This is a genomic window from Flaviflexus ciconiae (assembly GCF_003971195.1).
Taxonomy (GTDB): Bacteria; Actinomycetota; Actinomycetes; order Actinomycetales; family Actinomycetaceae; genus Flaviflexus; species Flaviflexus ciconiae.
In genome coordinates, this window is sequence record NZ_CP034593.1 from 757830 (window position 1) to 783958 (window position 26129).

20 protein-coding genes and 2 pseudogenes are annotated in these 26129 nt (G+C 59.0%); 14 read left to right on the top strand and 8 right to left on the bottom strand.

The annotated features are described in order from the left end of the window. Window positions 1–3: 3 nt before the first annotated feature. Together EJ997_RS13710 and EJ997_RS13720 are read right to left on the bottom strand one after the other, a co-directional pair. Window positions 4–845 (bottom strand): annotated as a pseudogene (locus tag EJ997_RS13710) (DUF3866 family protein). Then, window positions 839–1093: a DUF3866 family protein gene (locus EJ997_RS13720; protein ID WP_265936847.1), complete on the bottom strand. Its 255-nt coding sequence runs from the start codon at window positions 1091–1093 to the stop codon at window positions 839–841. Before EJ997_RS13720 ends, EJ997_RS13710 begins: the two are co-directional and overlap by 7 nt. 36 nt (window positions 1094–1129) lie before the next feature. Between EJ997_RS13720 and EJ997_RS03430 the strand changes: the two genes are divergently transcribed. The 10 genes from EJ997_RS03430 (at window position 1130) to EJ997_RS03475 (ending at window position 13870) form a co-directional block, all read left to right on the top strand. After that, the gene (locus EJ997_RS03430) at window positions 1130–2104 is read left to right on the top strand and encodes a helix-turn-helix transcriptional regulator (RefSeq protein WP_126703345.1); all 975 of its coding nucleotides are present in this window, start codon (window positions 1130–1132) and stop codon (window positions 2102–2104) included. Further along, window positions 2052–3029: a helix-turn-helix transcriptional regulator gene (locus EJ997_RS03435; protein WP_126703346.1), complete on the top strand. Its 978-nt coding sequence runs from the start codon at window positions 2052–2054 to the stop codon at window positions 3027–3029. The genes EJ997_RS03430 and EJ997_RS03435 overlap by 53 nt, the downstream gene beginning before the upstream one ends. Further along, complete coding sequence (locus tag EJ997_RS03440; protein WP_126703347.1) at window positions 3026–3313, top strand: hypothetical protein; 288 nt, start codon at window positions 3026–3028, stop codon at window positions 3311–3313. The genes EJ997_RS03435 and EJ997_RS03440 overlap by 4 nt, the downstream gene beginning before the upstream one ends. Before the next feature lie 40 nt (window positions 3314–3353). Continuing rightward, complete coding sequence (gene tatA, locus EJ997_RS03445) at window positions 3354–3617, top strand: twin-arginine translocase TatA/TatE family subunit (RefSeq protein WP_126703348.1); 264 nt, start codon at window positions 3354–3356, stop codon at window positions 3615–3617. Then, window positions 3614–4438: a twin-arginine translocase subunit TatC gene (tatC, locus tag EJ997_RS03450; RefSeq protein ID WP_126703349.1), complete on the top strand. Its 825-nt coding sequence runs from the start codon at window positions 3614–3616 to the stop codon at window positions 4436–4438. Before tatA ends, tatC begins: the two co-directional genes overlap by 4 nt. Next, window positions 4423–5325, top strand: coding sequence for a diacylglycerol/lipid kinase family protein (locus EJ997_RS03455; RefSeq protein WP_126703350.1), 903 nt, complete (start codon window positions 4423–4425; stop codon window positions 5323–5325). Before tatC ends, EJ997_RS03455 begins: the two co-directional genes overlap by 16 nt. Before the next feature lie 9 nt (window positions 5326–5334). Continuing rightward, entirely contained in the window at window positions 5335–7950 is a 2616-nt protein-coding gene (locus EJ997_RS03460) for a DEAD/DEAH box helicase (RefSeq protein ID WP_126703351.1), read from the top strand. Window positions 7951–8413: 463 nt separating this feature from the next. After that, window positions 8414–11161 carry a metallophosphoesterase family protein gene (locus tag EJ997_RS03465; protein ID WP_164719762.1) on the top strand — a complete coding sequence of 916 codons (2748 nt, stop codon included), beginning with the start codon at window positions 8414–8416 and terminating at the stop codon, window positions 11159–11161. A gap of 484 nt (window positions 11162–11645) precedes the next feature. Continuing rightward, a complete protein-coding gene (gene lnt / locus EJ997_RS03470) occupies window positions 11646–13133 on the top strand; it encodes an apolipoprotein N-acyltransferase (protein WP_126703353.1) in 1488 nt (495 codons plus the stop codon). Continuing rightward, the gene (locus EJ997_RS03475; RefSeq protein WP_126703354.1) at window positions 13130–13870 is read left to right on the top strand and encodes a polyprenol monophosphomannose synthase; all 741 of its coding nucleotides are present in this window, start codon (window positions 13130–13132) and stop codon (window positions 13868–13870) included. The genes lnt and EJ997_RS03475 overlap by 4 nt, the downstream gene beginning before the upstream one ends. A gap of 286 nt (window positions 13871–14156) precedes the next feature. On the opposite strand, the gene EJ997_RS03480 is transcribed toward EJ997_RS03475, so the two are convergent. Together EJ997_RS03480 and EJ997_RS03485 are read right to left on the bottom strand one after the other, a co-directional pair. Then, window positions 14157–14504, bottom strand: coding sequence for an RNA polymerase-binding protein RbpA (locus tag EJ997_RS03480; RefSeq protein ID WP_126703355.1), 348 nt, complete (start codon window positions 14502–14504; stop codon window positions 14157–14159). Between the two features lie 35 nt (window positions 14505–14539). Beyond that, window positions 14540–16326, bottom strand: a pseudogene (locus EJ997_RS03485) (glycoside hydrolase family 15 protein). A gap of 48 nt (window positions 16327–16374) precedes the next feature. Here EJ997_RS03485 and EJ997_RS03490 point away from each other — a divergent pair. The 3 genes from EJ997_RS03490 (at window position 16375) to EJ997_RS03500 (ending at window position 20950) form a co-directional block, all read left to right on the top strand. Continuing rightward, the gene (locus tag EJ997_RS03490) at window positions 16375–17763 is read left to right on the top strand and encodes a glucose-6-phosphate dehydrogenase (RefSeq protein ID WP_126703356.1); all 1389 of its coding nucleotides are present in this window, start codon (window positions 16375–16377) and stop codon (window positions 17761–17763) included. Between the two features lie 74 nt (window positions 17764–17837). Continuing rightward, window positions 17838–20189 (top strand): ATP-binding cassette domain-containing protein, encoded by a 2352-nt coding sequence (locus EJ997_RS03495; protein WP_228201566.1) that lies wholly within the window; start codon window positions 17838–17840, stop codon window positions 20187–20189. Window positions 20190–20356: 167 nt separating this feature from the next. Continuing rightward, a complete protein-coding gene (locus EJ997_RS03500; RefSeq protein ID WP_206501787.1) occupies window positions 20357–20950 on the top strand; it encodes a TetR/AcrR family transcriptional regulator in 594 nt (197 codons plus the stop codon). A 329-nt stretch (window positions 20951–21279) separates the two neighbouring features. On the opposite strand, the gene EJ997_RS03505 is transcribed toward EJ997_RS03500, so the two are convergent. The 4 genes from EJ997_RS03505 to EJ997_RS03520 all read right to left on the bottom strand — a co-directional run bounded on the left by EJ997_RS03505 (window position 21280) and on the right by EJ997_RS03520 (window position 23857). After that, window positions 21280–21495: a helix-turn-helix domain-containing protein gene (locus EJ997_RS03505; RefSeq protein WP_126703358.1), complete on the bottom strand. Its 216-nt coding sequence runs from the start codon at window positions 21493–21495 to the stop codon at window positions 21280–21282. After that, window positions 21495–21974, bottom strand: a complete 480-nt coding sequence (locus EJ997_RS03510) for a DUF2975 domain-containing protein (protein WP_126703359.1) — start codon at window positions 21972–21974, stop codon at window positions 21495–21497. Before EJ997_RS03510 ends, EJ997_RS03505 begins: the two co-directional genes overlap by 1 nt. A gap of 506 nt (window positions 21975–22480) precedes the next feature. Further along, window positions 22481–23029, bottom strand: a complete 549-nt coding sequence (locus tag EJ997_RS03515; RefSeq protein WP_126703360.1) for a GNAT family N-acetyltransferase — start codon at window positions 23027–23029, stop codon at window positions 22481–22483. A gap of 120 nt (window positions 23030–23149) precedes the next feature. Continuing rightward, window positions 23150–23857, bottom strand: a complete 708-nt coding sequence (locus EJ997_RS03520) for a VIT1/CCC1 transporter family protein (protein WP_126703361.1) — start codon at window positions 23855–23857, stop codon at window positions 23150–23152. A gap of 343 nt (window positions 23858–24200) precedes the next feature. Here EJ997_RS03520 and EJ997_RS03525 point away from each other — a divergent pair, with 343 nt between their 5' ends. Beyond that, window positions 24201–25517 (top strand): lactate racemase domain-containing protein, encoded by a 1317-nt coding sequence (locus EJ997_RS03525; RefSeq protein ID WP_126703362.1) that lies wholly within the window; start codon window positions 24201–24203, stop codon window positions 25515–25517. The last annotated feature ends 612 nt before the right edge of the window (window positions 25518–26129 follow it).

The window sequence follows — 26129 nt, forward strand, 5'->3', positions numbered from 1 at the left end:
AAGTTACTCGGTGTTGGAGTTCTTCTTCGCGAGCACGATGTCGGCGGCGAGCACCCCGCCTGCGCCGGCGAAGGCAAACGAGGCATAGTCTTCATCGAGTCCTCGTCCCATGGTCCGCAATGGAACCGGGGATTGTTCGAGGGCTTTCCGAATGCCTGTCACCTCTGTGAGGGTGAGTCTGCCGGTGGCTTCCAGCAGTGGATAGCTCTCTTCGATGCTGGCACGTGTTTCATCGTCGATGGCTTCGCGGGTCGTGGGAACGAGAGCCGGCGTGAGTGCCACTTTGGTGTAGGCCGTGAGCGAGTGGTGCGAGATGCCCCGGTGCCGTGGCCTCGCATCGGCCCCCGAGACTCGCAGGGTGGCGATTGCCGTGCCGTCGAGGGCATTGATGGCGTTAATCGCTTCGCCGACAGCGGTTCCGGAGAATCCCCACGGTGTGCCCGTGCCGATGTTGCCGGGGCCCTGGACGATGATGGCGAGATCTGCTCCGACAACGTGCTTGGCGGTGAGTAGCGCCGTGTGAACGTTCACGGCCTCGTACTTACCGCCGAAGGACTGGCCTGCCGTGATGGTTTCAATGTGCCCACGGTCGACGAGGCTGGCAGCCGTCCGTGAGAAGGCCAGTGGGAGTGCCGCCGTGTCGGTGTGAATGTAGGCGATGGTGAGTTCGGGGAGCGGTGCCGTGCCGCGGCAACTATTGCGGGTAGCGCCGAGTGCAGATCGGCGACAACGCACGGCATGCCTTCCACGCTCTGTGCGTCGCAGAGGGTGTGATGATGGGGTGATTCCTGCTCGTCGACTCCGAGGACCATCGTCTGCTGGGGCGTGTAGCGAGCTTTCACCATGTGTCCCGGGCCGGTGCGCGGGGCGGGAGCCGATCGAGCGGTGCCACGACGAACAGATATCCGCCTGTTCCCAGGCCCCTGTCGACCGCGGTGGAGGAGAGAAGGACTCGTTCACCAACGGCAATATTGCCGACGAGGTCGGGGTAGGCGAGGGCGCGCATTCGCTCACCGTCACAGTCAACCCACCATTCGGCCGCCCCATGCCAGGAGCGGCCAGGTTCAACAACAGTTCCTTCACGCCAGGTCATCACCGAACAAGCCTAACCTGGGATAGTGTTGTGAACGTGACGAAGACACGTACATACGATCCGGGTAAGCGCATGTTTGTGCTTCTCGCTCATCTTGTTGACCGTCCACGCCTGCGGTCGGAGCTATACGAGCTGGGCTACGAGAAGTCGGGTGCTGACCGGGCAAAGGCTTTGAACAGGGATATCACGAAACTCAGGGAGTTCGGCTATCCGATTACTCACGACGAGGGCGAAGACAATGATCCGCTGTACTCGTTGGACCGCGACGGGCTCATTGGCGTTGATTTGAGCTCGGCCGATCTTACGTTGCTACGTCTTGCTGCTCAGTCGCTGACCGGTAAGGACGAGTTACACAAGGTTGCGCGCCGCACCGTTCAGAAGCTCCTCGGCGGAGCCTTCGTGACCGACGATCAGGCAACCGTCCGGATCACGTTGCCGGAGATGGGATACCTGTTCGACATTGTCGAAGCCATGGACCGCAGGGCCCCTATCGTCATCGAATACGAGAACCCGCGCACCCCGGAGCGCCGCTTCTACATAATCGAAGTAACCGGCGTGTGGGAAACCCTCGGCTCCTTCTACTGCAAGGGAAACCGGGTAGCGGTTGGTCCCACTCGGGGTGACATGACCGAGTGCGAGCCGGTTGAACGCAACTTTCGGTTCTCCCGAATCAAGAACGTCGAGGCGCTTGAGTCCACCGGTTACGAGGCCAATCCTCAGCTTAAACGAGCCTTCGATCCGGTCGACACCTCAATATTCCTCGCACCCGAGGCAGGTAATCACCTGCGGGACAAGAAGCGGGAGCGTGGCACCGACGGCAACGGGTGGACCGAGTATGCGTTTGAGAACGCCAACTGGCCACGCCTGCTCGACCAGCTCGCAGTAATCGGAACGGGTGCCCGGTCAACCAATCCTGATTACCGGGAACGCCTCGAACATATTGCGGGTTTGGGGAGTCATGAGGAAACCAGACGTCGTCCTGTTAACGGCAATCACGACTTTTATCGCTAACCGGGGTGAGACCACCCCGGGGGAGATCGCCGAGGTCTTCGACATCAAAGTTGATGAAGCCATCGAGGCGATCAAGATCATTAACCTAACCGAGGTAACAGACCGCGCCGGCAGGTATTTCCTCGATTTCCATGTCGATGCGAAGGAAACCGAAGACGGCACGGATGTCATTTATTCGGCCGATGATCGGATCACTTACTTCCCCACGGACTATGACGATCCCCGGGTCTATCTGACGCTGGGGGAGTCCGCCGTATCGATTGAGATGATCGACCAGCTGCTCAAGCTGTCGGCGCAGGGATCCGAGTCTGCGCAGTCGCTTCTGTCGGTGCGGGAGAAGATCCGGCAAGCTGTCGGCGGTTCGATTGGTGCCGAGCCGCCCACGCCAAGGGGATCGGATCAGGTGCTGGAGACCGTGTGGACATCGCTTCGACAATCTCGCATGTTGGCTTTCGACTACCACGGTCCGGCGGAGTTCGGTGAGCGCGTGACGCAACGGTTGGTGATCCCCTGCGCCGTGGTGTCTGAGGCAGAAGGCTACCTCGCGGCCCTGCAGGGTAAGTCGCACGACTTGCGCTGGTTCCGCCTGGATCGGATGTCGAACGCTACTGTCGGTGAGGAGTTCACGCAGACGGACGCGAACCGGGCTCGACGTAAGCTCCGGAACCACCCGGAGCTACACCCCACCGAGGGCGACGACGTCGTGTTTCGGGTGGAGCCGCAGGCAATTTGGTTCGCTGAGTCCACCCCGGGTGCGACCGTGACCGACAACGGCGACAGTATCGACATTACGTTCCGGGCGGTCTCGCCGACGTGGGTGCGGAACTCCGCCATCAAGGTCGGCACGGACCTCATCGACATCTTCCCCGCCGAGGTGAAGGACGAGGTTGTCAAGCAGGCTCGCCGGATTTTGGAGATCCAATGATCGCCTGGATTGTCGCAATTGCCCTGGTTCTGTTTGGACTGGGGTATGCCGGGTGGGCGACGTGGCGACTGTTCCGGCTCTACTGGGGCGGACTTGCCAAACTTGGCGAATCCGTTGGGGAAGCGGCCGAACGGATGAGCTCGGTGCAGGCCCCAATTATTCCGCAACGGCCGAAGGAAACGCCGTTGGAGACCCGCGCCCGGATTGCGGGAGAACGAGAATGTGGCCGAGCACGCAGGCTGGCTGGGACCATTGGGCGATGGCGGGGAGATTTGTCCGTTTAGACTCGGGTTACAATGTAACTGTGAACACTAGGGAGCGCTCATGAACCTCAGCGGCTGGGAAATTATCATCATCCTACTCGTCCTCATCCTTGTCTTCGGTGCTGCAAAGCTTCCGACGATCGCATCGTCGGTCGGCAAGTCGATGAAGGTCTTCAAGAAGGAAGTGACGGAGCTTCGCGACGACACCGATCCGAATACCCCGCCCAAGCAGGCGGACCAGTCCGGATCGAATGTTCCGCAGTCGAGCTACGACGCAACCTCTCCCCAGGTCGGGGATAAGGGACAAGACCAGACCAAGCAGTGACTGAACGGATCACGAAACGCCGTGATCCGGAGGGACGCATGCCTCTCGCAGAGCATCTGCGAGAGCTCCGGAACCGGCTAATTTATGCCCTTATTGGCATTGCACTCGCCTCTGTTGTCGGGTGGTTCCTCTACGATCCGCTTGCGGCGATCATGGTGGAGCCCCTCGACGGGATCAACGAACGGGGCGGTCATGCCGAGCTGAACTTCGGTTCCGTCGGCGTCGGCTTCGAACTGCATTTGAAGATGGCGGCCTTTATCGGCCTCTTCATCTCTTCCCCGTGGTGGATCCTTCAGGGCTGGCTCTTTATCGCCCCTGCACTGAAGCGCAAAGAGAAAATCATGGCGCTGAGCTTTACGGGCGTCGCTGCTCTTCTCTTCCTGACCGGCGGATTGCTTGGCTGGATGATCCTGCCGAGAGCTGTCGTGATTCTCACGGGCTTCGCGCCCGAGTTCGCGGTGAACCTGCTGGACGCGAGAATCTACTACCGGTTCTTTATGCAGATCATCGCCGCTTTCGGCGTCAGCTTCCTGCTGCCCGTGGTCATGGTTGGCGTGAACTTCCTTGGTCTTATCAAGGGCACGAGCTACCTGAAGGGGTGGCGGTGGGCTGTCATTGGATGTGCGGTCTTCTCCGCACTCGTTAACCCGCTCCCTGACGCATGGTCGATGCTTACCATTCTGCTTCCCATGCTTTTCTTCTACTTCATCGCTACCGGCCTGTGTATCCTTCACGATAGACGCAAGGCTAAAAGGCGGTCCGCCGAACTCGGCGAGCTCCTGGGAGATGAGAGCGAAGGACAGGATTGGATTCAACCCTAGGTCTGGTTATTAGTCCCACGGCTGGAAACGGCCGTGGGACTTCCGTTGGGAAGATCGTTCGTGACCGGCTATTTGACGCCGGTCATCGTGTTATCCCGCTGGGCGCTCCAACAGTCACAGAAACCCACGAAATTATTTCTTCCGCTGTATCCAGCGGTCAGATCGACGGCATCGTCACCATGGGAGGTGACGGAACCGTTCACCTTGCCGTCCAACATCTCGTCGGCACCGACCTGTTCCTCGGACACGTGCCGTTTGGTACCGGTAATGACATTGCCCGCGACCTTGGCCTCACCACCCGGTGGGAGACCGGTCTCGACATACTTGTGGACGCGCTCGAAAGTCGTGAGCCCTCTGTTATTGATGCCCTCGAGATCACCGGATCCCACGGCACTTCCTACGGTCTTGCCGTCGTGTCCGCCGGTGTCGATGCCGTCGTCAACCAGGCTGCCAACACGTACACACGGCCCCACGGACACGCCCGGTACCTGCGAGCAATTGTCTCGGAACTGCCCAAGTACAGTGCCCGCACCTACCGGATTGAAACAGACGGCAAAGTGGCGGCCGGAGAAGCGATCCTCGTCGCGATTGCCAACCTCACCTCGATCGGAGGCGGCCTCGCCATCTCACCCCGGTCCGTCTTCGATGACGGGATGCTCGACCTTATCGTGGCGAAGAAGCTCAGCCTTTCCGAGGTTGGCAGGATCTTCCCGAAACTCTACAAGGGCAAGCATCTTGAGGAAAACGTCGTTCATACGAAGCGAGTTTCCGAGGCGACTCTGTCCACTCTTGGCGAGGGCATTACCGCCATGGTTGACGGCGAAGAGATCGGGCCACTTCCGGTTACTGTGCGAGTACGTCCACGCGCATTGAGGTTCCTCCGCTAGCCTAGCCACGTGGGCATCTACCTCGACAACTATCGTGACGCTGCATTAGCTTCCGGAATCGAACTCGACGATTTCCAGATCGATGCGGCAAAAGCACTCGAGGAGGGCCACGACGTTCTCCTCTGCGCACCCACGGGTGCAGGCAAGACAATGGTGGCGCTTTTCGCGGTTGAACTGGCTTTTGCTTCCTCCACCACCTGCATATACACGACGCCCGTCAAGGCGCTTTCGAACCAAAAGTACCGGGAGCTAGCTTCCCGCTACGGCAGCGAATACGTGGGCCTCATGACCGGTGACGTCACGATCAACAGGAACGCCGACATTGTTGTCATGACAACCGAGGTGCTCCGCAATCTGCTGTATGCGGGGGAGGACATGACGAAGCTCGGCTACGTCATTCTCGACGAAGTCCACTACCTGGCTGACCCTGAGCGCGGGCCTACCTGGGAAGAGGTTATCCTCGAACTCGACCGCTCCGTCCGCATCGTCTCCCTCTCAGCGACCGTCGCAAACGCCGACGAGTTTCATGCCTGGCTGGAATCGGTACGCGGCAACACCACCCTGGTCCAAACATCTCACCGGCCCGTACCGCTCCTCCAGCAGGTTGTCGTCGGGAGGAAGCTCCACGACCTGTACGAAGGTGGCCCCTCCGCCACCCTCGGTGCCGGTAGAAACCCGAACTCGGGCGCTTTGCGCGCCATGGATCGGGCTAAGCTTCCCGAGCGCCTCGGACCGGGCCAGCGGCAACGCCTCCTGAGGCTCATGGACGATCGGGAACTCCTTCCCGCCATCGAGTTCATTTTCTCCCGCAAGGGCTGCGACAACGCCGTCCAGGACCTTGTCCGGGATGGCGTTGCGCTCACGAACAGGCACGAACGGAAACTCATTCACCAGGCCCTCGACCCGATCCGCGAAGAACTGTCCGAGGAGGACAAGGCCGTTCTGCGATTCCGGTCCTTTGAACGGGCCCTTGCCAACGGCTACGCCGCACACCACGCCGGCGTCTACCCGCCCTTCAAAGAACTCATTGAGAAGCTCATGCAGCGCGGCCTCATCAAGATCGTCTATGCCACGGGCACTCTTGCGCTTGGGATTAATATGCCGGTGCGGACAACCGTTGTTGAACAGCTGACGAAGTACAACGGTACGGAGTTCACCGACCTCACCGGTATTGAATACACCCAGCTGATTGGCAGGGCGGGCCGCCGCGGCAAGGACGACATCGGCCACACCCTCGTCTACGCCACCGCGGACATGGACCCCGATGTTCTGCTGTCACTTGGTGCGGGCGAACTTGAGCCTCTCATGTCGGCGTTCTTCCCGTCTTACAACACGGTTGTTAATGTTCTGTCCGAACACGACTATCAGAGTGCACGCGCGCTCCTGGCTCGTTCGTTCGCGCAGTTTCAGCGGAACCGCGAAGTCGCGAAACTTGAGGTGACCCGCGAGCGCGTCCGCCAAGCTCTGGACAAGGAGACCGCGGCACTCGAGGGGCTTTGCGAGCACGGGGACGTGGCCGAATATGCGCAGATCCGGTCCCGTGCTGGCCGAGCGTCGTCCGCCGCCCGTAAGAAAGCCAAGAAGGCCTACCGCCAGCGCGTCGCCGACTCCTTCGAGTGGGCCTACGGCGGTGAAGTTGTTGCCTACGCTTACGGCACGTCCCTCGAGTACGCATACGTCACCCAGGTTGATGGCGACAGGCTCCGGGTGGCGACATGGATGGGGGACCTCGTGTGGCTTACCCCGGACGCCGTTCGATCCGAGCTCCGTCACGTTGGTGACTGGGTGCTACCGGCGGGAATGAAGCTACGCGACCCGGAACACCGCGAGGTGCTTGGCGACCAGATCGTTGACATGGTGGAGGAACGCGTCGAAGTGGGGCTCGACGATGATCTGCTCCGTTCCTGGGACAGGGGAGCGGTCCGGGAAATCCCGGAACTGCTCGAGCATCCCGTCCACTCGTGCCCCGACCGTGACGAACATATTGAGGCGGCCACCGCCTACCTCTCCCTATCGGCAAGGCTGGAACAGCTTGCGGAGGTCTCGGAGTCCTACGACGACTCGGTTGGTGCCGAGTTTGACGCGACCTGCGATCTGCTTGCCGTTCTTGGGGTGCTGAGAGGCGAGCGCGGCGCCTACGAGCTCGGTGCGGGGGCGCGGCCGCTCCGTTCCCTTCATTCCAACGCTGACCTGCTGATCTATGAATGCTTGAAGGATGAGCACTTCGCAGGACTCTCTCCCGCCATGCTCGCCGGCATGCTCTCGCCCTTTGCCTTCAAGGACCGGCGCGGACGCTCCCGTCCACCGGCCGATCCACTCGCGTGGCGGGTGATTCGGCACAACCACGATTTCCTCACGGAACTGGAAGAACGATTTGGCCTCGACCGCCAACCCGAGCCGACACCGCACCCAACGAGTGCCGTGGTTGCCTGGGCCGAGGGGGCGACCCTTCAAACCTGCCTCAACATGAGCCAGTACCTTCCCGGTGACTTCATTAACGGTCTGCGCCGCACCACCGATCTGCTGACGCAGGTCATGCACGCCGCGGAGGGCACGCCGACAGCCGATACTGCCGCGGCCGCGAGGCGCCTGCTCGAACGTCCGGGAGTCACGCAGGCCATCTAAGTACCCCGCAAAAGCACGCGGGACCACCGGGCCTAGCGGGCTCGATCAGGGTCTTCTACTGGGGTTCCCATGCGCCGATGCGGCGGCGGTTCTGGCACCTTCGCTCACGTATTGGTGGGCATGCCGGAAGAAATCCGGATGTTCGGTTCATTTTCTTGGGCGGCACCCAAGTTATATGTTCCAAGCCACGCGGTGTTCTTCTCTCGCGCGTCGGCTTCGACAGGTTATGCGCAGGCGCGCATTGAAGCCCACCAAGCTTGAAGAAAGCCGGGTAAAGCACGAACGTTCTCATGTCACTTACCGTGCGGTATAGCGACGTTATCGGGTTGTTGAACACTTTTCGTTGAGACAAGACATCGAACAGGTATCATCTGTTGGCCGTCCGTTCATGAGATCTTGGCAGTCTGGTTGGGCTCGGCTTCTAGCGTTGAAACGCAATTACTCTTCTGCAGAAAGCAAAGGTATGTCGAAGAAGAAGTTCGTGGCGTCCAGCGCCGCGGCGGCCCTCGCGGCCAGCATCATTGCCCTGACCGGACCGGCAGCTGTCGGTGCCCCCGTCGACGCGAAGGACAGCCTGGATTCGCCGGCTCTCGTGTCGACGAATGAGTCTCCGACGGTTGTCGATGGAGCAACGGTTCCCCTGGAAGCCCGCGACGGCTTCCGGGTCCTCCCGTACCTCCAGCGCCCCGCCTCGGACGAGATGACCATCAACTGGTTCTCGGAGACCGGCGGCACGTCGACCATCACCGTTAAGGGCCCGGGCCTTCCCGAGGCCGGACTGACACTCGATGTCGAGGGCATTCAGAACCCCGTCAACAGCTACCAGGCTGGCGAGCTCAATCAGGGCGACCTGTCCCGCTCCACCGTTGGCGGCACCAACAAGAAGGGTGTTCTCCCGCAGGGCAGCTGGATTCGTGCGGACAACCCGTACAAGCACTCCGCTCACATTGAGGGACTCTCCCCGGACAGCACGTACACGTACTCGGTGAATGAGGACGGCTACGTGCACGAGGCATCGTTCGATACCTTCCCGGTGTACGGCTCCGACCTGACCGAACCGATCCACATTATTGCGTACTCCGATACGGAGACGGACCAGATTGGTCGCGTCACCTACCGCGAATGGGTTGAGACCCGCACCCTCGCAGAGGGCTCCGAGGACCGCCCCGAGCAGAACTCCGCATGGGATGCGAAGTACGGTTCCGCAACCCGCGACGGCAACTGGGCAGTAAACTACCCGGTGACCGAGGATGAGGCGCAGCGCTTTAACAACGAGATCATTGCGCAGCAGGATCCCGATCTTCTTCTCATTGCAGGCGACCTCACGGAGCGTTCCTCCTGGCAGACTCACTGGGACGAGTGGTTCCGCTACTTCGCGGGTGACCAGGGTCAGCTCCTCGAGTCCGTTCCCTCCGTTACCTCGCTCGGTAATCACGAGGTTTACGGCTACTGTGCAAGTGCCGACGACTGCACGCCTGTCATGAGGGCGCGTGCCGCCTACAACCAGGCAATCGACACGCACGGCTCCTCAAACGAGCACTCGCTCGACGCCTACCACCGTGTCGACTACGGCCCGGTCACCGTTATCTCACTCGACTCGACGAACGGCACCGACCAGAACCCGAACGACGAGACCCGTCCGCCCCTGATGTCCGGTGACGACTCGGATATCACCCCCGAGCAGTACGGCACCGACACGCAGAATGCGTTCACCCGCGACCAGTACGAGCGGGACTTCCCGCTGGCGGTCGATGAAGGCTGGTTCCCCGGCGTGAACCGCGAGGACCCGGTCGATCAGCCAAACTTCATGCCCGGTTCCGAGCAGTACGTTTGGCTCGAGGGCCAGCTGCAGGAGGCTCGCGCCAAGGGTCAGACCATCATCGTTCAGTACCACCACGTTGCCTACTCGAACGGCACCCATGGCACGACCATGAACCACGAGCAGGCCACCGATGCTCAGCCCGGTACCCCGATGAGGCACCTCCAGCCCATCTTCGAAGAGTACGACGTTGCCGCCGTGATCTCCGGTCATGACGAAATGTTCCAGTCCTCCTACGTTGATCTCGACGAGGATGGCGTTGGCGTCTACCACTGGGACGTCGGTGTTGCTTCCGACGGTCTGCGTGGCGATAAGCTCATTGCCGACCCCGAAGGTGGCGAGGAGCGTGTTCCGCTGAACTTCAACACGTCCTCCACCTGGATGGCTCAAGTTGATGAGCCGGAACTGTGGGAAACCAACGAGGCGGGCGTTAAGAAGCTGGTCTCCGGTGGTAAGCACTACGGTCACCTCGACATGGTCATCGAGCCCTACACCGGCACCCCGCTCGACTCGGGCGAGACCCCGGCAGCAGAACTCATCATGACCCCGATCGCGCTCTTCCCGATTCTCGACGACAACCTGGACCTCACAACCGTTGAGCGTCGCGAAATGCTGTCCGGTCAGCAGTCTGTCTACCTTGACGCCGACGGCGTTCCCATGGAGGGTGAGCCCACCGAGGCTCCCGTCGAGCCGGATCCGCTTCCGGAAGGTAACGCCTTCGCTCTCGTCAACGACTGGGAGTCCACCACCCACGACGTAGCATTCGCCTACGGACGCATCGGCGACGAAGTTATCGTCGGCGACTGGGACGGTAACGGAACCGACACCCTCGGTGTTCGCCGCGGCCACACCTTCTACCTCAACAACACCCTCGAGGGAGGCATCGCCGACGTCGAGTTCAAGTACGGCCGCGAAGGTGACGAGGTTCTCGTCGGCGACTGGGACGGCAACGGAACCGACACCCTCGGCCTTCGCCGCAGCCACACCTTCTACCTGCACAACACCCTTGAAGGCGGCAACGCCGAGGTCGAATTCAAGTACGGCCGTGACGCCGATGAGATTCTCATTGGCGACTGGGATGGCGACGGGTCCGACACGATCGCTGTTCGCCGCGGGATCACGTTCTTCCCGAACAACGCCCTCCAGGGCGGCGACGCGGAGACCGAGTACCGCTACGGACGCGACGGTGACGAAGCCTTTGGCGGCGACTTCGACGGCGACGGAACCGACTCCGTCTCGCTGCGCCGCGGCAATGTCTTCTACCTCAACAACGCCCTTCATGGCGGCCCCGCCGAGACCAGCATTGCCTACGGCAAGGCCGATGACGTTCTGTTCATCGGTGACTGGGACGGCGACGGCACCGACACCCCCGGCGTGAACCGCCCGAACTAAAGCTGACCGAGTCCACAACCGGCCCACGTCAGCTAACGCCCTCCGGCCCCGTCCTAACCGACCGGGGCCGGAGGCCTTTTCCGGGGCACCCAACCGGTTCTACGCACAGTTCAGGAACAACTCCTCCGAAGTTTTGTGGTGGAATGACATCCGTGCACACAGATAAGGAGTTTTGCTCGTTCACATCGCGAATCGTCGACCTCTGAGCACCGTGCTGATCGCCCTATCTTTCCCGCCAAAACCGATCGTTACCCGTGCTTTCACGACTCGCCGAAGAACGTCGGACACGCTGATCTTGGGGCGTGGTGATGGGGAGTGTGACAAGATCTTCACAGCCTGGCTTGCACATCGGCACCATCCCTCTTACCGTAGATGTGACGCACGGTTTTCCGTGTATCCCGTCGCCTCTTCGGTAGAAAACGTTGGACACTAGTCCACCGGTCCGAGGGAGAGGCGGCGGGATTTTTTTCGGTAGTGTTAAGGAGTGCGTTCGCTCCTGCTTCTCCTCGTCGCCGCGCTCGGCGGTGGCCTCATGTGGGCTTCCTTTGATCCGATCGATGTTGCGGCCCTCGCTTTCCCCGCACTCGTCCTTCTCGCCCTGGCTGTCCGCGACAGAAGTATGCTGTTTGGCTTTCTTGCGGGAACCGTATGGGGCCTCGCCTTCTTCCTGCCGCTCGTGTCGTGGTCGTGGACCGCGGTCGGGGAGCCGCTACCCTGGGTTGCCCTCTCCATATCCCAGGCACTCTTTATCGGACTTACGGGTGGAATATGGGCGAGGGCCTCGACCATGCCGACAATCCCGGCAGCAATTCTCGGAGCTTTCGCCTTTGCCGGCACTGAAGTCATCCGAACCAACTTCCCGTTCGGTGGTTTCCCGTGGGGAATGGTGGCCTTCTCCCAGGTGGGAACCCCGCTCCTGCGCACGGCGCCCTATATTGCTGCCGTCGGCGTCACCTTCCTGACCGTCGCACTCTCGCTCCTGCTCGCCTTGGGAGTTCGCTTCCTGTACGAGGGCCCTCGCGTCGAGGGCCTGATCCTGGTTCTCACCCCCGTACTTGCCGTGGCCCTGTGCGTATCCATTCCGCTCCCTGTGCGAGGCTCTGAGACGCTCCGAGTTGGCTGGGTACAGGGAGGCCCGGACGTGGGGGAACACGACTCTGGGAGGGCTTTGAACGTCACCTTGCGGCACGAAGAGGAGACGATGAGGTTACTGGAATCGGAGCCCGAACTTGATCTCATACTCTGGCCCGAGTCAGCATCCGATCGGGACATTCGCACCACCCCGGAGGCTATGGAAATAGTTCAACGAGTCAGCGCAGCATCGGATGTTCCGCTTCTTCTTGGTACCCAGGAATACATTGATGATGGTCGCTACAACGACTATTCCCTCATCTTCGAAGGGAAGTTCGTCGACCACTACTCCAAGTCCCGGCCCGTGCCGTTTGGCGAATTCATTCCCATGAGGGACTTCTTCAGGAACTTTACGGACGCCGTTGACCAGGTCAGCACCGACATGCTTGCCGGCGAAGGGCCCGCGGTTCTCGATGTTCCGGTGGGGGAGCGGACGGTGGCTCTAGCAGTTCCCATTTGCTTTGAAATCGCGGTCGACCAGGTCGTGCAAGATGCCATTAATGGCGGCGGCACGGCACTCATTGTCCCCGTGAACTCCGCTTCGTTCGGTGACAGCGCCGAGTCGTTGCAGCAGATGGAGCAGACAATCTTCAGAGCGGTCGAACACTCCCGATCAGCCGTCCAGGTTTCCACCGTTGGCGTCTCCGGTGTTGTCATGCCAAACGGGACCCTGGTCGCCCAGTCGGACAAGCTGGAAGCCGCTTCCGGTGTCTACGGGATCCCGCTTCGGGACGAACTCACACCCGCAACCCGATATGGTCACATCTATAGGATTGTTGCCCTTATCGGTGCCCTCCTGTCGCTCGTATGGGCGATTGCTCGTCGGAAGGAACGTTCATGAGACCGGTCGTCATCATCCCCACCTACAACGAGATCGACGCACTGCCGTCGACTCTCGACCGGGTGCGGAAGGACCTCCCGGAGATCGACATGCTTGTGGTCGATGACAATTCACCGGACGGGACTGGCGACTACGCGGATCAACGGGCGGAAGCCGATGACCGTATCTCCGTGCTACACCGCCCCGGCAAAGGTGGTCTTGCGGCCGCTTACATAGCGGGCTTTGGGTGGGCACTGGAACACGGCTTTACTCACCTGGTGCAGATGGATGCGGATGGTTCCCACCGCGCTCACGATCTTGTCACCATGTTGGAACGAGCGGCGCAGAGTGATGAGCCCGATCTCGTTATTGGCTCCCGCTGGGTTCCGGGCGGGGGAGTCGTGAACTGGCCGATGTCCAGGCAGCTCCTGTCTCGACTCGGCAACCTCTACAACCGGGTAGCCCTTGGTTTGCCCTATACCGATATCACCGCCGGTTTCCGCGTGTACCGAGCCGACACGCTCGCACGGATTGACCTCTCAGAGGTCGCGATCGTTGGCTACTACTGGCAGACCGACATGACCGAACGGCTCCACCGGGTGGGAGCTCACATTGTGGAATCTCCCATCACGTTCCACGAACGGGAAGCCGGGCAGTCGAAGCTGTCGTCCAGCATTTTCTTCGAATCGCTAGCCGAATCAACGCGCCGTGGCTTCCGCCATCGCACCGGCCAGGTCAAGAGGATGCTGACGAACTAATGCGTCCGTGAAGTGATAGTGGCTCTGTGTAGAATAGGGGCTTTGTGTAGAACTGAGCGCTGGCTGCATTGTGCCCGGGCAACAGGTCACGTGTAGACAATCTGTACGCTTCCCTGACAGCGCGGGTCTCGGTTCGTCCGCGGTGACGAGCTTGTTGCGCGGGATAGGTCTTTATGGGTCTTCGATTCAGGTCGTTTCGCATTCCAGCGAATCTAATTTTCAGGCATGAGAAAGGCCCGGGAGTGTGATCTGCTGATCTGCTCCCGGGCCACAAAGTCGCTGTCGACTACATGCGGCTTCTCATGCCCCGCTTGTTGATGAGTGCCATGCGCTCCTCGAGGAGCTCTTCGAGCTCTTCCATTGAGCGACGCTCGCACAGCATGTCCCAGTGGGTGCGCTGCGGCTTGGCCTTCTTGGTGTCTTCCGGTTCCTCGGCGTCCTTGAGGAGTGCGTTAGCACCGCAGTGGCATTCCCAGACGGCAGGAATCTCGGCCTCTTCGGCGAAAGTCTTGTGGAAGACGTGTCCGTTGGGGCAGGTGTATTCGTAGTCGGAACGCGCCACAAAGCGTACGCCCTCGTCTGTTTCCAGCGAGGATGCGCCAATCTTCATACCGCGTAGTGAACGTTCAGCCATTCTTCTCCTTTTATCTCCATTCTCTGCAACGCATTTTAGCTCTGTTTTGTTCCAAAGGAATCTGCGGCCCTGATAAGACCGAGATGGGAGAAGGCCTGAGGGTAGTTCCCGGCGAGTCTGCCGTGGGCTGGTGAGTACTCCTCGGCAAGCAGCCCCAGCGGGGATGCAACCCCGACAAGCCGGTCCATGAGGTCCTTCGCTGCGGCTTCTCGGCCGGTCTTGGCCCACTGCTCAACGAGCCAGAACGTACAAATGAGGAACGGATATTCGTTGCCTGTCAGCCCGTCCTTGCCGGACTGGGTGCGGTACCGGTGGAGGAATCCTTGATCGTCAACGAGGTCTTCCTCGATCTTTGCCATGGTGGACAGCATGCGCGGATCGTTGTAGTCCAGGTAGCCAACCTGGGGAGTTGGAGGAGGGAAGCATCAACCTCGGTGGAGCCATAGGTCTGGGTGTACGAGTTGATTTCGTCGTTCCATCCCTTTTCTTCAATTTCGTCCGCCAACCGGGCACGAAGTGCCTTCCAGTGGTCGACGGGACCATCGAAGCCGTGGTCTTCAACGGCCTTGATGGCACGATCAAACGCCGCCCATATCATCACTCGGGAGTGCGTGAAGTAGTGCAGGTCGCCTCTCATCTCCCAGATCCCGTGCTCCTTGCGGTCCAGGTTCTCTTCCGCGAAAATCAGAAGCTCCTTTTGGAGGGCCCAGGACCGGTGATCGTCAGCAACACCCGCCTTGCGGAGTTTGTCGAGTGCGATCATGACCTCGCCAACGACGTCGCCCTGGAACTGGCCTGCTGCACCGTTGCCGATTCTCACGGGTGCGGAGTTCTCGTAGCCGGGCAAGTGGTCAAGCTCGAACTCGGGAAGATGCCGTTCCCCGCCGAGCCCGTACATGATTCGAAGAGAATGGGAGTCGCCGGCGATGGCACGCAGGAGCCAGTCCCGCCATGCCCTCGCGCCGTCGGTGAAACCGTGAGCGACGAGCGCCTCAATGGTCAGTGAAGAATCCCGTAGCCATGTGTACCGGTAGTCCCAGTTTCTTGAGCCCCCGAACTCTTCTGGAAGGGACGTTGTCGCGGCCGCGACGATGCCTCCAGTTTTCGTGTCGGTCAAGGACCGCAGGATAAGGAGGGAGCGAACGATCTCGTCGGCGTACGGCCCTTCGGCATCGATCCGGGACGCCCAGGACGACCAGTTGGCTTCCGTGACGGTTTCTAGCATGTCGATCGGTTCGAGCTGTGGAGCTGGCTCATAGCTGGGCGACCACAGCATGTGCCAGGATTCGGCCTCGCCTTCGCCGAGGGTGAATGTGCCGCCGTGCGAATAGCCTTCCGGATCGGGCAACGGGCCCACGAGGTGGATGGCCGTTGGACCAGCAATAGCCGTGAGGCAGGGCTGTCCGTGTAATTCTGCTCGTTCTACCCACGGAACCGAAGCACCGTAGTTGAATCGGAACCGCAGGTCGTGAACGATCTCAACAGTACCTTCCGTGCAGGTAGCGGTTCGGACCAGGTCCGAGGACGTCATCTCGCCAACGTTGATTGGCATGAACTCCGTGATCGTGACCTTACCGGTCGGCGTTTCCCATTCGGAGTCGAGAATAAAAGTGTCGCCACGATAGGTCCGCGACAGTAGCGTGCCATCTCGAGGAGCCATCAGCCATCTGCCGTGTTCCTCCGTTCCAAGAAGCGCCGTGAAGAGCGCCTCCGAATCAAATCGAGGAAAACACAGCCAGTCAATCGAGCCGGCCTCGGAAACGAGGGCGCCGGTCTGACCATCGGAAAGGAATGCGTACTGTTCAATCGGTGTCGAAGCCATCCCTTTCACCCTACTGATCCAAGGGCGTTTTTTCAGTAGGGTTTAACCGTGAGTGAACGCAACGACCATTCGTCCAACACAGTAAACTCAGCAAGCCAGCCCGCTACCGAGCAGCAGGAACAGGTACGCGCTGGAAACAATTCGAGTCCCGCGACAACGATAGCGATCGTCGGGGGAGCGGGCGATCTTGCTAAGAAGCTCCTCTTGCCGGGCATCGCGGAGTACGCCGCAATGTCGGGAACGAACGTGCGAATCATTGGCGCCGATATGGCTGACGATGTTGACTATCCCGCATACTTCGCCGCAGCCCTGGAAGCCTCCGGGACGCCTACTGAGACCTTATCTTCCCTCATTGCGCAGTCGACCTATTTCCAGGTTGATGCAACCTCCGCCGCAGATCTACAGAAACTCATGGACGTTGCAACAGAGCAGCAGGTTGCTGGCCCAATTCTTTACTTCGCTCTGCCACCGATGATTACCGCGCGTGCGCTCAAGGCACTCGAGGGCGTGAAGCTACCCGATGGCGTTGTTCTCGCACTTGAAAAGCCGATCGGGGAATCCTTGGAGACCGCGCGAGCCGTGAATGAACAGTTGGCGAAGCTGGTTGGCGAGGAACAGATTTTCCGGGTGGACCATTTCCTTGGCTTGTCCGGGACTGTCAACATCGAGGGCCTCCGAGCGAGCAATATGCTGATCGATCCGATCTGGAATGCTCAGCACATCGATGAGGTCCGGATCGTTTTCAACGAAACAATCGGGCTCGAGGACCGTGCTGCGTTCTATGACAAAACCGGCGCTGCTGTCGACATGATCCAGTCCCACCTCATCCAGGTCATGTCCCACGTCCTGGCAGATGAAGATACGAGTCCGTCGGAGATTCTGCGCATGTCGAAGGCCGTTGAGGCCAGGCGGGGGAGATACACGGCGGGAACGGTTGGTGGCAAAGAGCTGCCTTCCTACGTCGATGAGCCCGGAGTCGAACCGTCACGGAATACCGAAACCTGGGCCCGCATCCAGCTCGCAGTCGATACCGACAGGTGGCGGGGCATCCCCATCATCTTGGAGTCCGGCAAGGGAATCGGTCATCCCCGCAGGGAAATTTCAGCTGTCTTTCGGCAAACCCAGGATGGCGCACCAGCTAATGTTTTGCGGCTTTCGTTCGAGTCGGATGAACTCGGTATCGAGGTTAATGCGAACGATCCGTCCGATCCCGATGCCTCGGAATGGAATGCTCGCATCACGCTTTCATCAGGGCTTGTGCCATCGAAGCTCGGTGCCTACGGCCGCGTTGCCAGGAGCCTGCTAACCGGAGAAAAGCACCTGCGTCTCACGGCCGCGGCAGCGGAAGAAGGATGGCGCATTATTGAACCCGTCCTCGAGAGCTATGACAGTCTGCCACTTGAGGAATACGAGGCGGGGACAACCCCGGGGCAGTAGTTGTCCTATGTGCCTGGTACTCTTCCGCTCTAGGGTTCTTTGTGACAGAGAATCTCGATGGGAAGGATATGGCGATGGCACAGCATCCGGCGGACAGCCACGACACCATTCGCGTGCGCGGCGCACGTGAAAACAACCTGAAGAATGTTGACCTGGACCTTCCCAAAAGAAGGTTGACGGTCTTCACCGGAGTATCGGGTTCGGGCAAGAGCTCGCTCGCCTTCGAAACGATCGCTGCCGAATCAAAGCGGCTAGTCAACGAAACCTATTCCGCCTTTATCCAGGGCTTCATGCCGTCCAATGCTCGGCCGGACGTTGACCTGCTCGATGGCCTCACGACCGCGATTGTGGTGGATCAGGAGCGCATGTCGACGAACCCACGGTCGACCGTGGGAACGGCAACCGACGCCAACGCACTCCTTCGTATCCTGTTCAGCCGGATTGCCGAGCCCCACATTGGCGGCCCCCAGGCATACTCGTTCAACACGCCCTCGGTCAGCGCCCAGGGCGGCATTACCGTTCAAAAAGGCAACAACCCCAAGCGGCAGCTCGCCACCTACAACGTAACCGGGGGAATGTGCCCCACCTGCGAGGGCCGGGGAACCGTTTCTGATCTGGATGTTGATCAGATTATCGATCGCAACCTTTCGCTCGAGGAAGGTGCGATCACCGTTCCCGGATATAAAGCTGGAGGATGGGCGGTGCGCCAGTTCTCCGAATCGGGCTTCGTTGATCCCGCCAAGAAGATCAAGGACTACACCAAACAGGAGCTCCACGACCTGCTGTACCGGGAGCCATCCAAGGTGAAATTCCAGGGAATCAACACCACGTACGAGGGGCTCGTACCGAAGATCAAGACATCCTTCCTGCAGAAGGACCGGGCTTCCATGCAGCCCCACATTCGCGCCTTCGTGGATCGCGCCGTGGCCTTCACCGCATGTCCGGACTGCGGTGGCACCCGGCTTGCCGAACACGCGCGCACATCGACGATTGAAGGCAAGTCGATCGCCGATGTGTGCGCTATGCCGATCGTTGAACTAAGAGACTGGGTGAAGGCCCTCAAGGTCACCGGCATCGGCCCCCTCCAAGACAACCTCACCGGCATCCTCGATTCCTTCGTCGACATCGGCCTGGGATATCTGGCACTCGACAGACCTGCCGGTTCCCTTTCGGGTGGCGAAGCCCAGCGAACCAAGATGATCAAGCACCTTGGCTCAGCACTCACCGACGTTACCTATGTCTTCGATGAGCCGACCGTCGGACTTCATCCCCACGACATCGACCGGATGAACAACTTGCTACTGGCGCTACGAGACAAGGGGAACACGGTGCTTGTGGTCGAACACAAGCCGGAAACCATCGCGATTGCCGACCACATTGTCGATATTGGCCCGCTCGCAGGCTCCCACGGCGGTGAGATCATCTATGAAGGGGACCTCAAAGGGCTGCAATCCTCTGATACCGTGACGGGCAAGCATCTGGCAGACAAGGTTGCCCTCAAAGAGACGGTGCGTAAACCGAGTGGCGCCATCAAGGTACGCGGGGCTGACACCCACAACCTGCAAAATATCGATGTTGATATACCGCTCGGCATCCTCACCGTCATTACCGGTGTCGCAGGTTCTGGCAAGTCCACCCTGCTGCGAAAGTCTCTTCCGGAAACGGAAGGACTGGTTTACGTCGACCAGTCGGAGATAAGAGGCTCCCGCCGATCCAATCCCGCCACGTACACGGGGCTACTCGACCACATTCGTAAGGCATTTGCTAAAGAGAACGGCGTTAAGCCGGGTCTCTTTAGCCCGAACTCTGAGGGTGCTTGCCAGGTATGCAAAGGCCTGGCAGTCGTCTACACCGAACTGTCGTTCTTCGAATCGGTATCTTCACCGTGTGAAGCCTGCGGGGGAGATCGCTTCCAAGACCACGTCCTCGACTACGAGTACCACGGCAAGAACATTGCCGACGTGTTCCGGATGTCGGTGGGGGAGGCAGCCCAGTTCTTTGCCGAGGCCGGCCCCAAACCGGCATCCACCATTCTCGACCGCCTCGTCAACGTCGGTCTCGGGTACGTCGCCCTCGGCCAGCCACTATCCACCCTGTCGGGCGGTGAGCGCCAACGGAATAAGCTGGCGGTGCAGATGGCGGAGAAGGGTGGAATCTACGTTCTGGATGAGCCAACCGCGGGTCTCCACCTCGCCGACATTGAGCAGCTTCTCGAACTCTTGGACCGCATGGTCGACTCCGGGATCTCGGTCATCGTTATCGAACACCACCAAGCCGTTATGGCACACGCCGACTGGATCATCGATCTTGGTCCCGGTGCCGGTACAGAAGGCGGTCACATTGTCTTCGAGGGAACACCATCTGAGCTTGTGACCAGCGCAACCACTTTGACGGGTAAACACCTGGCCGAGTACGTCCAGAAATAGTCAACGATCATTTTTAATGACGGTCTGAATGAATAGTTTAGATCTGACGAGACAAAAGCGCGATATCTCGCCAAAACATGCCGTTTACCGGAGAAGCCGGGATAAACTGGAGCGGTTACCAACCCCGGTGTCGAAGCTGGCACCTCGAATGCAAGGACAGTGGTTCTGTGAAGACCGTCGACCGGCCGTATCATCATGGCAACCTACGAAATGAGCTCATTCGCGTAGGGCTCGAGCTCGCAAGCGAAGGCGGTCTCAACGCCGTTGGTCTTAGGGAAGCATCGCGAAGGATCGGTGTATCCCCATCAGCCGCCTACCGCCACTTTGAAAGCCAGGCTGATCTTGTCCAGGCTGTACGTAACAGGTTGCTGGAATCCATGGACGAGAAGCTGCAACTCGCATTGTCCGAGGTCGAGGGGGAGGACGTAGTAAGCAGAATCCGCGCCCTCGGAGTTGGTTATTTCAAGTTTGCGCTCGACAACCCGAAGCAATTCGAGGTCTTCACCTTCGTCTTCCCGCTCGCCGAGGACTGGGCCACGGCAAGTGGCCGACCCATGCAGATCCTGACGTCGCTCATGAACGAGGTTAAACCCGATGCGGAAGACCTCTTTGCCGAAGCCGTCCCGGTGTGGGCTGCATTCCACGGAGCAACCTTCCTGTGTACCCTCGGCTCACTTCGCAATCACAGCGACGAAGAAAAATGGGCGGTTCAGGAAAGTACCGCCGATCTTGTACTACGGGGCCTCAACCTCATTCCGTAAACAGCAAAGCGTCCATTTCATAAGGGCGGCAATTCGATTCACGATCCTACGGTAAGAGCACGTCAGAGACCGCTCACGGTTAGCACGGCGACCGCTTTCAACTGAACATGATGTCTTCGTGCACAGCACGGCTGTCGGTAGGTCCACCCCGATCACGGCGCAAATTAGAGTTACTCACTGGTATCTAGAACTGCCCGACAAAATCTTTGTCGATTCCGTCCGATCGAGGATCACCACAACTATGGGAGGGGGTGGGCCACCTACGAAAGGGATTAGAATGATTCGATTCTTGAGCTAGGACGAACCTTCAGCGGCGATGCGGGTATGCGCTAATCAGACAGGTCCGGCTCGTACCTAAGCACGTCACCCGGCTGGCAGTCGAGGACTTCGCAGATTGCCTCGAGTGTGGAGAAGCGTACTGCACGTGCTCGCCCGTTCTTTAGAACTGCAATGTTCGAAGGTGAAATGTCGATAGCTTCAGAGAGGTCACCGACGCTCATCTTCCGTTTAGCGAGCATGACGTCCAGGTCAACGACGATTGGCATCAGATCACCGCATCCAACTCGGTCCGGTTGCGGACCGCCTCAACAAGCAGACCCCTCATGACAAGTAGCAGGAGTACGACTGCCGCACCGAGGGGGAGAATAAGCACGAGTGCCATGAGGAAGATGGGGCCGCCAAATCCCATGAAGAACAGCAGGTGTGCAAGTAGGCCAGTGACAATGATGATTGAGATGGCGATGCTGACAATGAGCTGGTTGACACGTTTGATCGACTTATCCTGGAAGATCGTCCGTTCCTCAACCATGCTGAGAAGTTGCCAGACGATAATGACGGCGGCTTGAAGTCCGACAAGGGCGAGAACAGCGCCGATCGAATAAGGCACAACCAGCGGTTCCACCTCGGGAGTAGTGGCTCCAATTTCAATCATCATGAACACGGCATAAACCTGGGCCAGGGCCAGGGAGAACAGCAGGAACACGAGTGCAGCTTTGAGAGCGCTGGTTAAACTGTCGGGAATCATAACCTGAGAATAACTCGATATCTATCGATAAACAATAGATTCCTATTAATTAACGGAAACTTCGTCAATAGTTTGTCCGAGACAGACCGGTAGATCCTCAATTATTGAGCAGCGAGATTCTCAGCCAGTGCCCGCCGGCCCTCGCAAAGGAGAACCGGTAACCGTCATGCGTTTCGACTGTTCGGACCAGCCCTCGTCGAGGGTTTGTACGCAGAACTCAGGCGCTATCGGGCTCTGCACCGCGATTCCAAGATCAGCGTCGATGTCGCGTTTGGCGCCGATAAAAACAGCACGCAAAAGGCCTCTGTCCGGGAATAACAGTCGCGAGAGGATCTTCTTCGCCCAAGGCAACATTTCAACGCAATTCCGATAATGCATATTATGTCATTTTACTATTTGAATGGCGCCCGCTTCTTCTCTTATTCGGGAAGCACCACTCCTCCGCTCGGTTTCTCGTCATGACGCGGTTGGTTGTCACAATGAGAGATCAGTGTGCGCGTCGAGTGTTAGCGCGTGCGGGCTCGATCGAGTCGCTGCTTCTCCCAGTCGGCGCGTAGTACCGACATCTGCACGACGTCGTAGCGCAGGCCTTTCCAGGAACGTGCTTCCGGGATTCGGGAGCATTCCTTCAAACCGAGTCGCTCGCCGGTCTTGATCATGGGTTCGTTTCCGGACCAGGTGCTGAGCGTAACGACGTGCGCGCGTGTGTGGTTGAAGGTGTGATCGATCCAGAGCCTGCCGGCTTCGGTGCCGATGCCTTGGTTGCGGTATGTGGGGTCGTAAATGACGATACCGATATCCCACCAGCCACCTCCCCTGGGCGGTAATTCTGAGCGATTAACTGTTCCCACGCGTTGCCCATCGGCCTCGATGATGGAGCCGAACCTCGTGTTCAGCACCTGGGCCTGCTTGAACTCTTCGTAACTCAGTCTCCTGATGTGGTCGTGCAGGAATGGAGAATCCCATTGCTTCCATTCCGCATCATCTAGTTCATGGCGCCAGTGCCACAGCCACGGCCAGTCGTCCTCATACTCCCTCCTGAGGTTTACCTTCATAACAACAGATTAGTCCGAATGGCGCCCTACGGGGGTATTAGCGGAAACGATCGATCATGCTGGTTCTCCGATTTAACGGTATCCGTGGTCGTTACATGCACGATAAGGGGCCTGGAGTAGTTAGAGCACTACCCCCACGAGGGCACCGATCGCGTAGGTGATGAGCATGGCTGCCAGTCCCCCGATGACGACTCGGACGATGGCTCGCCCAACGGGAGCACCACCTAGGCGTGCGGAAGTTGTTCCGGTAATAATGAGTGCGATAACAACGGCGACAATCGTCGCAACGACTCGAACGGAGTCTGGCGACGCCACCATGGCGATCAGCGGAATGATAGCTCCAACAACAAAGGCGATCATGGAGGCCCAGGCAGCGTGCCAGGGATTCGTTAGTTCGTCGGCATTGATCCCTAGCTCGTAGCGAGCGTGTGCTCCGATGGCGTCGGAATCGCTCAGCTCAGCAGCAACGGCAAGCGACGTTTTCTTGGATAATCCTTCTCTTTCGAAGGTGTGGGCAAGGCTCAGGCGCTGGTTCTCGGGATTCTCATCAAGGCGTTTTCTCAGTACGTCGATTTCCGCTTTCTCGGTATCGCGCTGACTTGAAACAGAGACGTATTCCCCCACGGCCATAGATATCGCGCCCGCAACCAGACCCGCAACGCCCGATGCAATGAGTGCCTGATCAGAAACCGCGGCACCCGCCACTCCCATGACGATGCCGGCAGTGGAAACAATGCCGTCGTTTGCTCCGAGCACACCGGCACGTAGCCAGTTGAGCTTGCTCGATAGCCCGTCTGCCTTTGACTCGATATCGGTTACCTGTGCCATGGTGTCCTCCACTCCCCCTCAGATGCTTGGCAATCACCTGCTCAGTCCTGAGCCTAGGCTCATAATCGGTTGTTGTCACCGAAGGGAAGGCTCACCTTTCACTGTTATGGAGTGGTTTTAGGCTACCCTCATCGGCCTGTCATAACTGTTTGTCGAACACCGAATCGACAACGGTAAACCCCGCCATCTATCGATACTTGTTTCGCTTGTGACGGCGGCACCGACAGGAGCCAGGACCTTGCCGACAGCGACCGAACCGACGCAACTTACGGGCCTCGAGTTCATAAGTGGCAACATGGTGCATTCCCGCACACCGATACGGTCATTCTCGTAGTCTGCCCATATGACCTGGTTTAAGCACGAGGCGTCTATCATCGATCGCCCAAAGATTGAAGAAATGTTGCTTCGCACGGTAGCGGAGTCGAGGGAAAGGCTCGGAATTGAGAGACTCAACCGGGTACTTCTCCTTCCGCCCGATATTACCCGAGCGCATGCTGGAGTCGGCTGGATGACCGAGTTTCTCTACCACCATCTGACCGAGGCGGGTGCCGATGTTCATGTGATTCCGACGCTCGGGCAGCACGTGCCACACACGCCCGAGGACAACACGTGGATGTTTGGATCCGTTCCCGAGGAAAAGATCCATGCCCACGATTGGAAGAACGGCGTCACCCATCTGGGCATGATTGAGGCGGAGTTCGTGAAGGAGAAGACGGGCGGGCTTGTTGACTGGGAGATCCCGATCGACCTGAACACCATGACGGTCACTGAGGACTGGGATCTCATCATCAACATTGGGCACGTCGTCCCTCACGAGGTTCTTGGCTTCGCCAATCACAACAAGAATTATTTCATTGGGCTTGGCGGTAAGCGTCTGCTCGGCGGCTCCCACATGGCATCAGCCGTTTACGGCATAGAAAACAACCTGGGTAACCTGCTTACACCGGTCCGTGCCTGCTTTAACGAAGCCGAGGAACGCTACCTTGGCCACCTTAAGGATGTCTACATCCAGGTCGTCATGGACTATAACGATGACGGGGAACTGGTCCACACAGGTGTTTATGTTGGTGACGACCTTGAAACCTACTACGACGCAGCACGTGCGTCCCTTGCGCAAAACATTACGCAATTCGATAAGCCGGTAAAGAAGATCGTGGCTGTCATGCAGGCGGACGAGTTCCGGGCAACCTGGGTTGCCAACAAGGCCGTGTACCGCACTCGCATGGCAATTGCGGATGGTGGGGAGCTTCTCGTTATCGCCCCCGGCGTTGAGCGTTTTGGGGAGCAGCCCGAAGTGGATGATCTTGTCCGTAAGTACGGCTACATAAGTCAGGCCGAAGTCCTTGAGCTCTTCGCAACACAGGAGGATATGCAGGACATCCCCCACGGTACAGCGCATCTTGTTCATGGCTCCTCCGAGGGCCGATTCACCATCAGGTATGCGCCAGGAAAACTGACCCGGGAAGACATTGAATCTGTCGGCTACGAGTACATGGATGTGAACGAAGCCCTCAACCGGTATAACCCCGAAGTTATGAAGGATGGCTGGAATACCATGCCGGATGGTGAAGACGTCTTCTATATTTCCACGCCGTCAGCTGGCCTGTGGGCGACAAAGGACAAACTGGCTCAGCGCGCAGATCACGAAATGCACAGTTAACACCGCACTCCCCCTTCTACCCCGTCTTTCTACCCCGTCCTGAGAGTCGTTGGGGAGGAGAAATCTTTTCTTCCTCCTCCCCAACACCTTCCCGCCACTCCCCTGGCTGGGCGTTATTCTCGCCGTTGAAATTCGGGTGCCAAACGGTGGTCGGGTGGCCGCGGCACACATTCTCTAGGACGTAGATCCCGTTTGCTGACCCAAGGTTTCACAGAAAAATCTGTTCTACGCAGAATTTCTTGGGCTTTGCCATCAGTTGCCATCACGACTGCAACAATCCGCGCGTACTTTAAGAAACCGGACAGAAACTCTCCCCCACTGCGGTTTATGGCGAAGGTAACACTGCTACCAGCGCGACTTATCGACTGACAAAGCCCGAGGATATAGGGCTAGTTTGCACCGAAATTCACCGGTTTGAGCTACTTACATGACATGAAATGGCTCGGCATGGCAACACACGGCAACACGGCGGAATTCAGCTCTTGGGTAAATAGTATGAGGGCACGAAGCTACCAACGATTGTCAAATGCATTCCAGATACTGACAATCCCCACAGTGTCGGTAGCAGCGAAACGCAAGGAAGCGAGGCGCTATGAGGCGACATACACGATT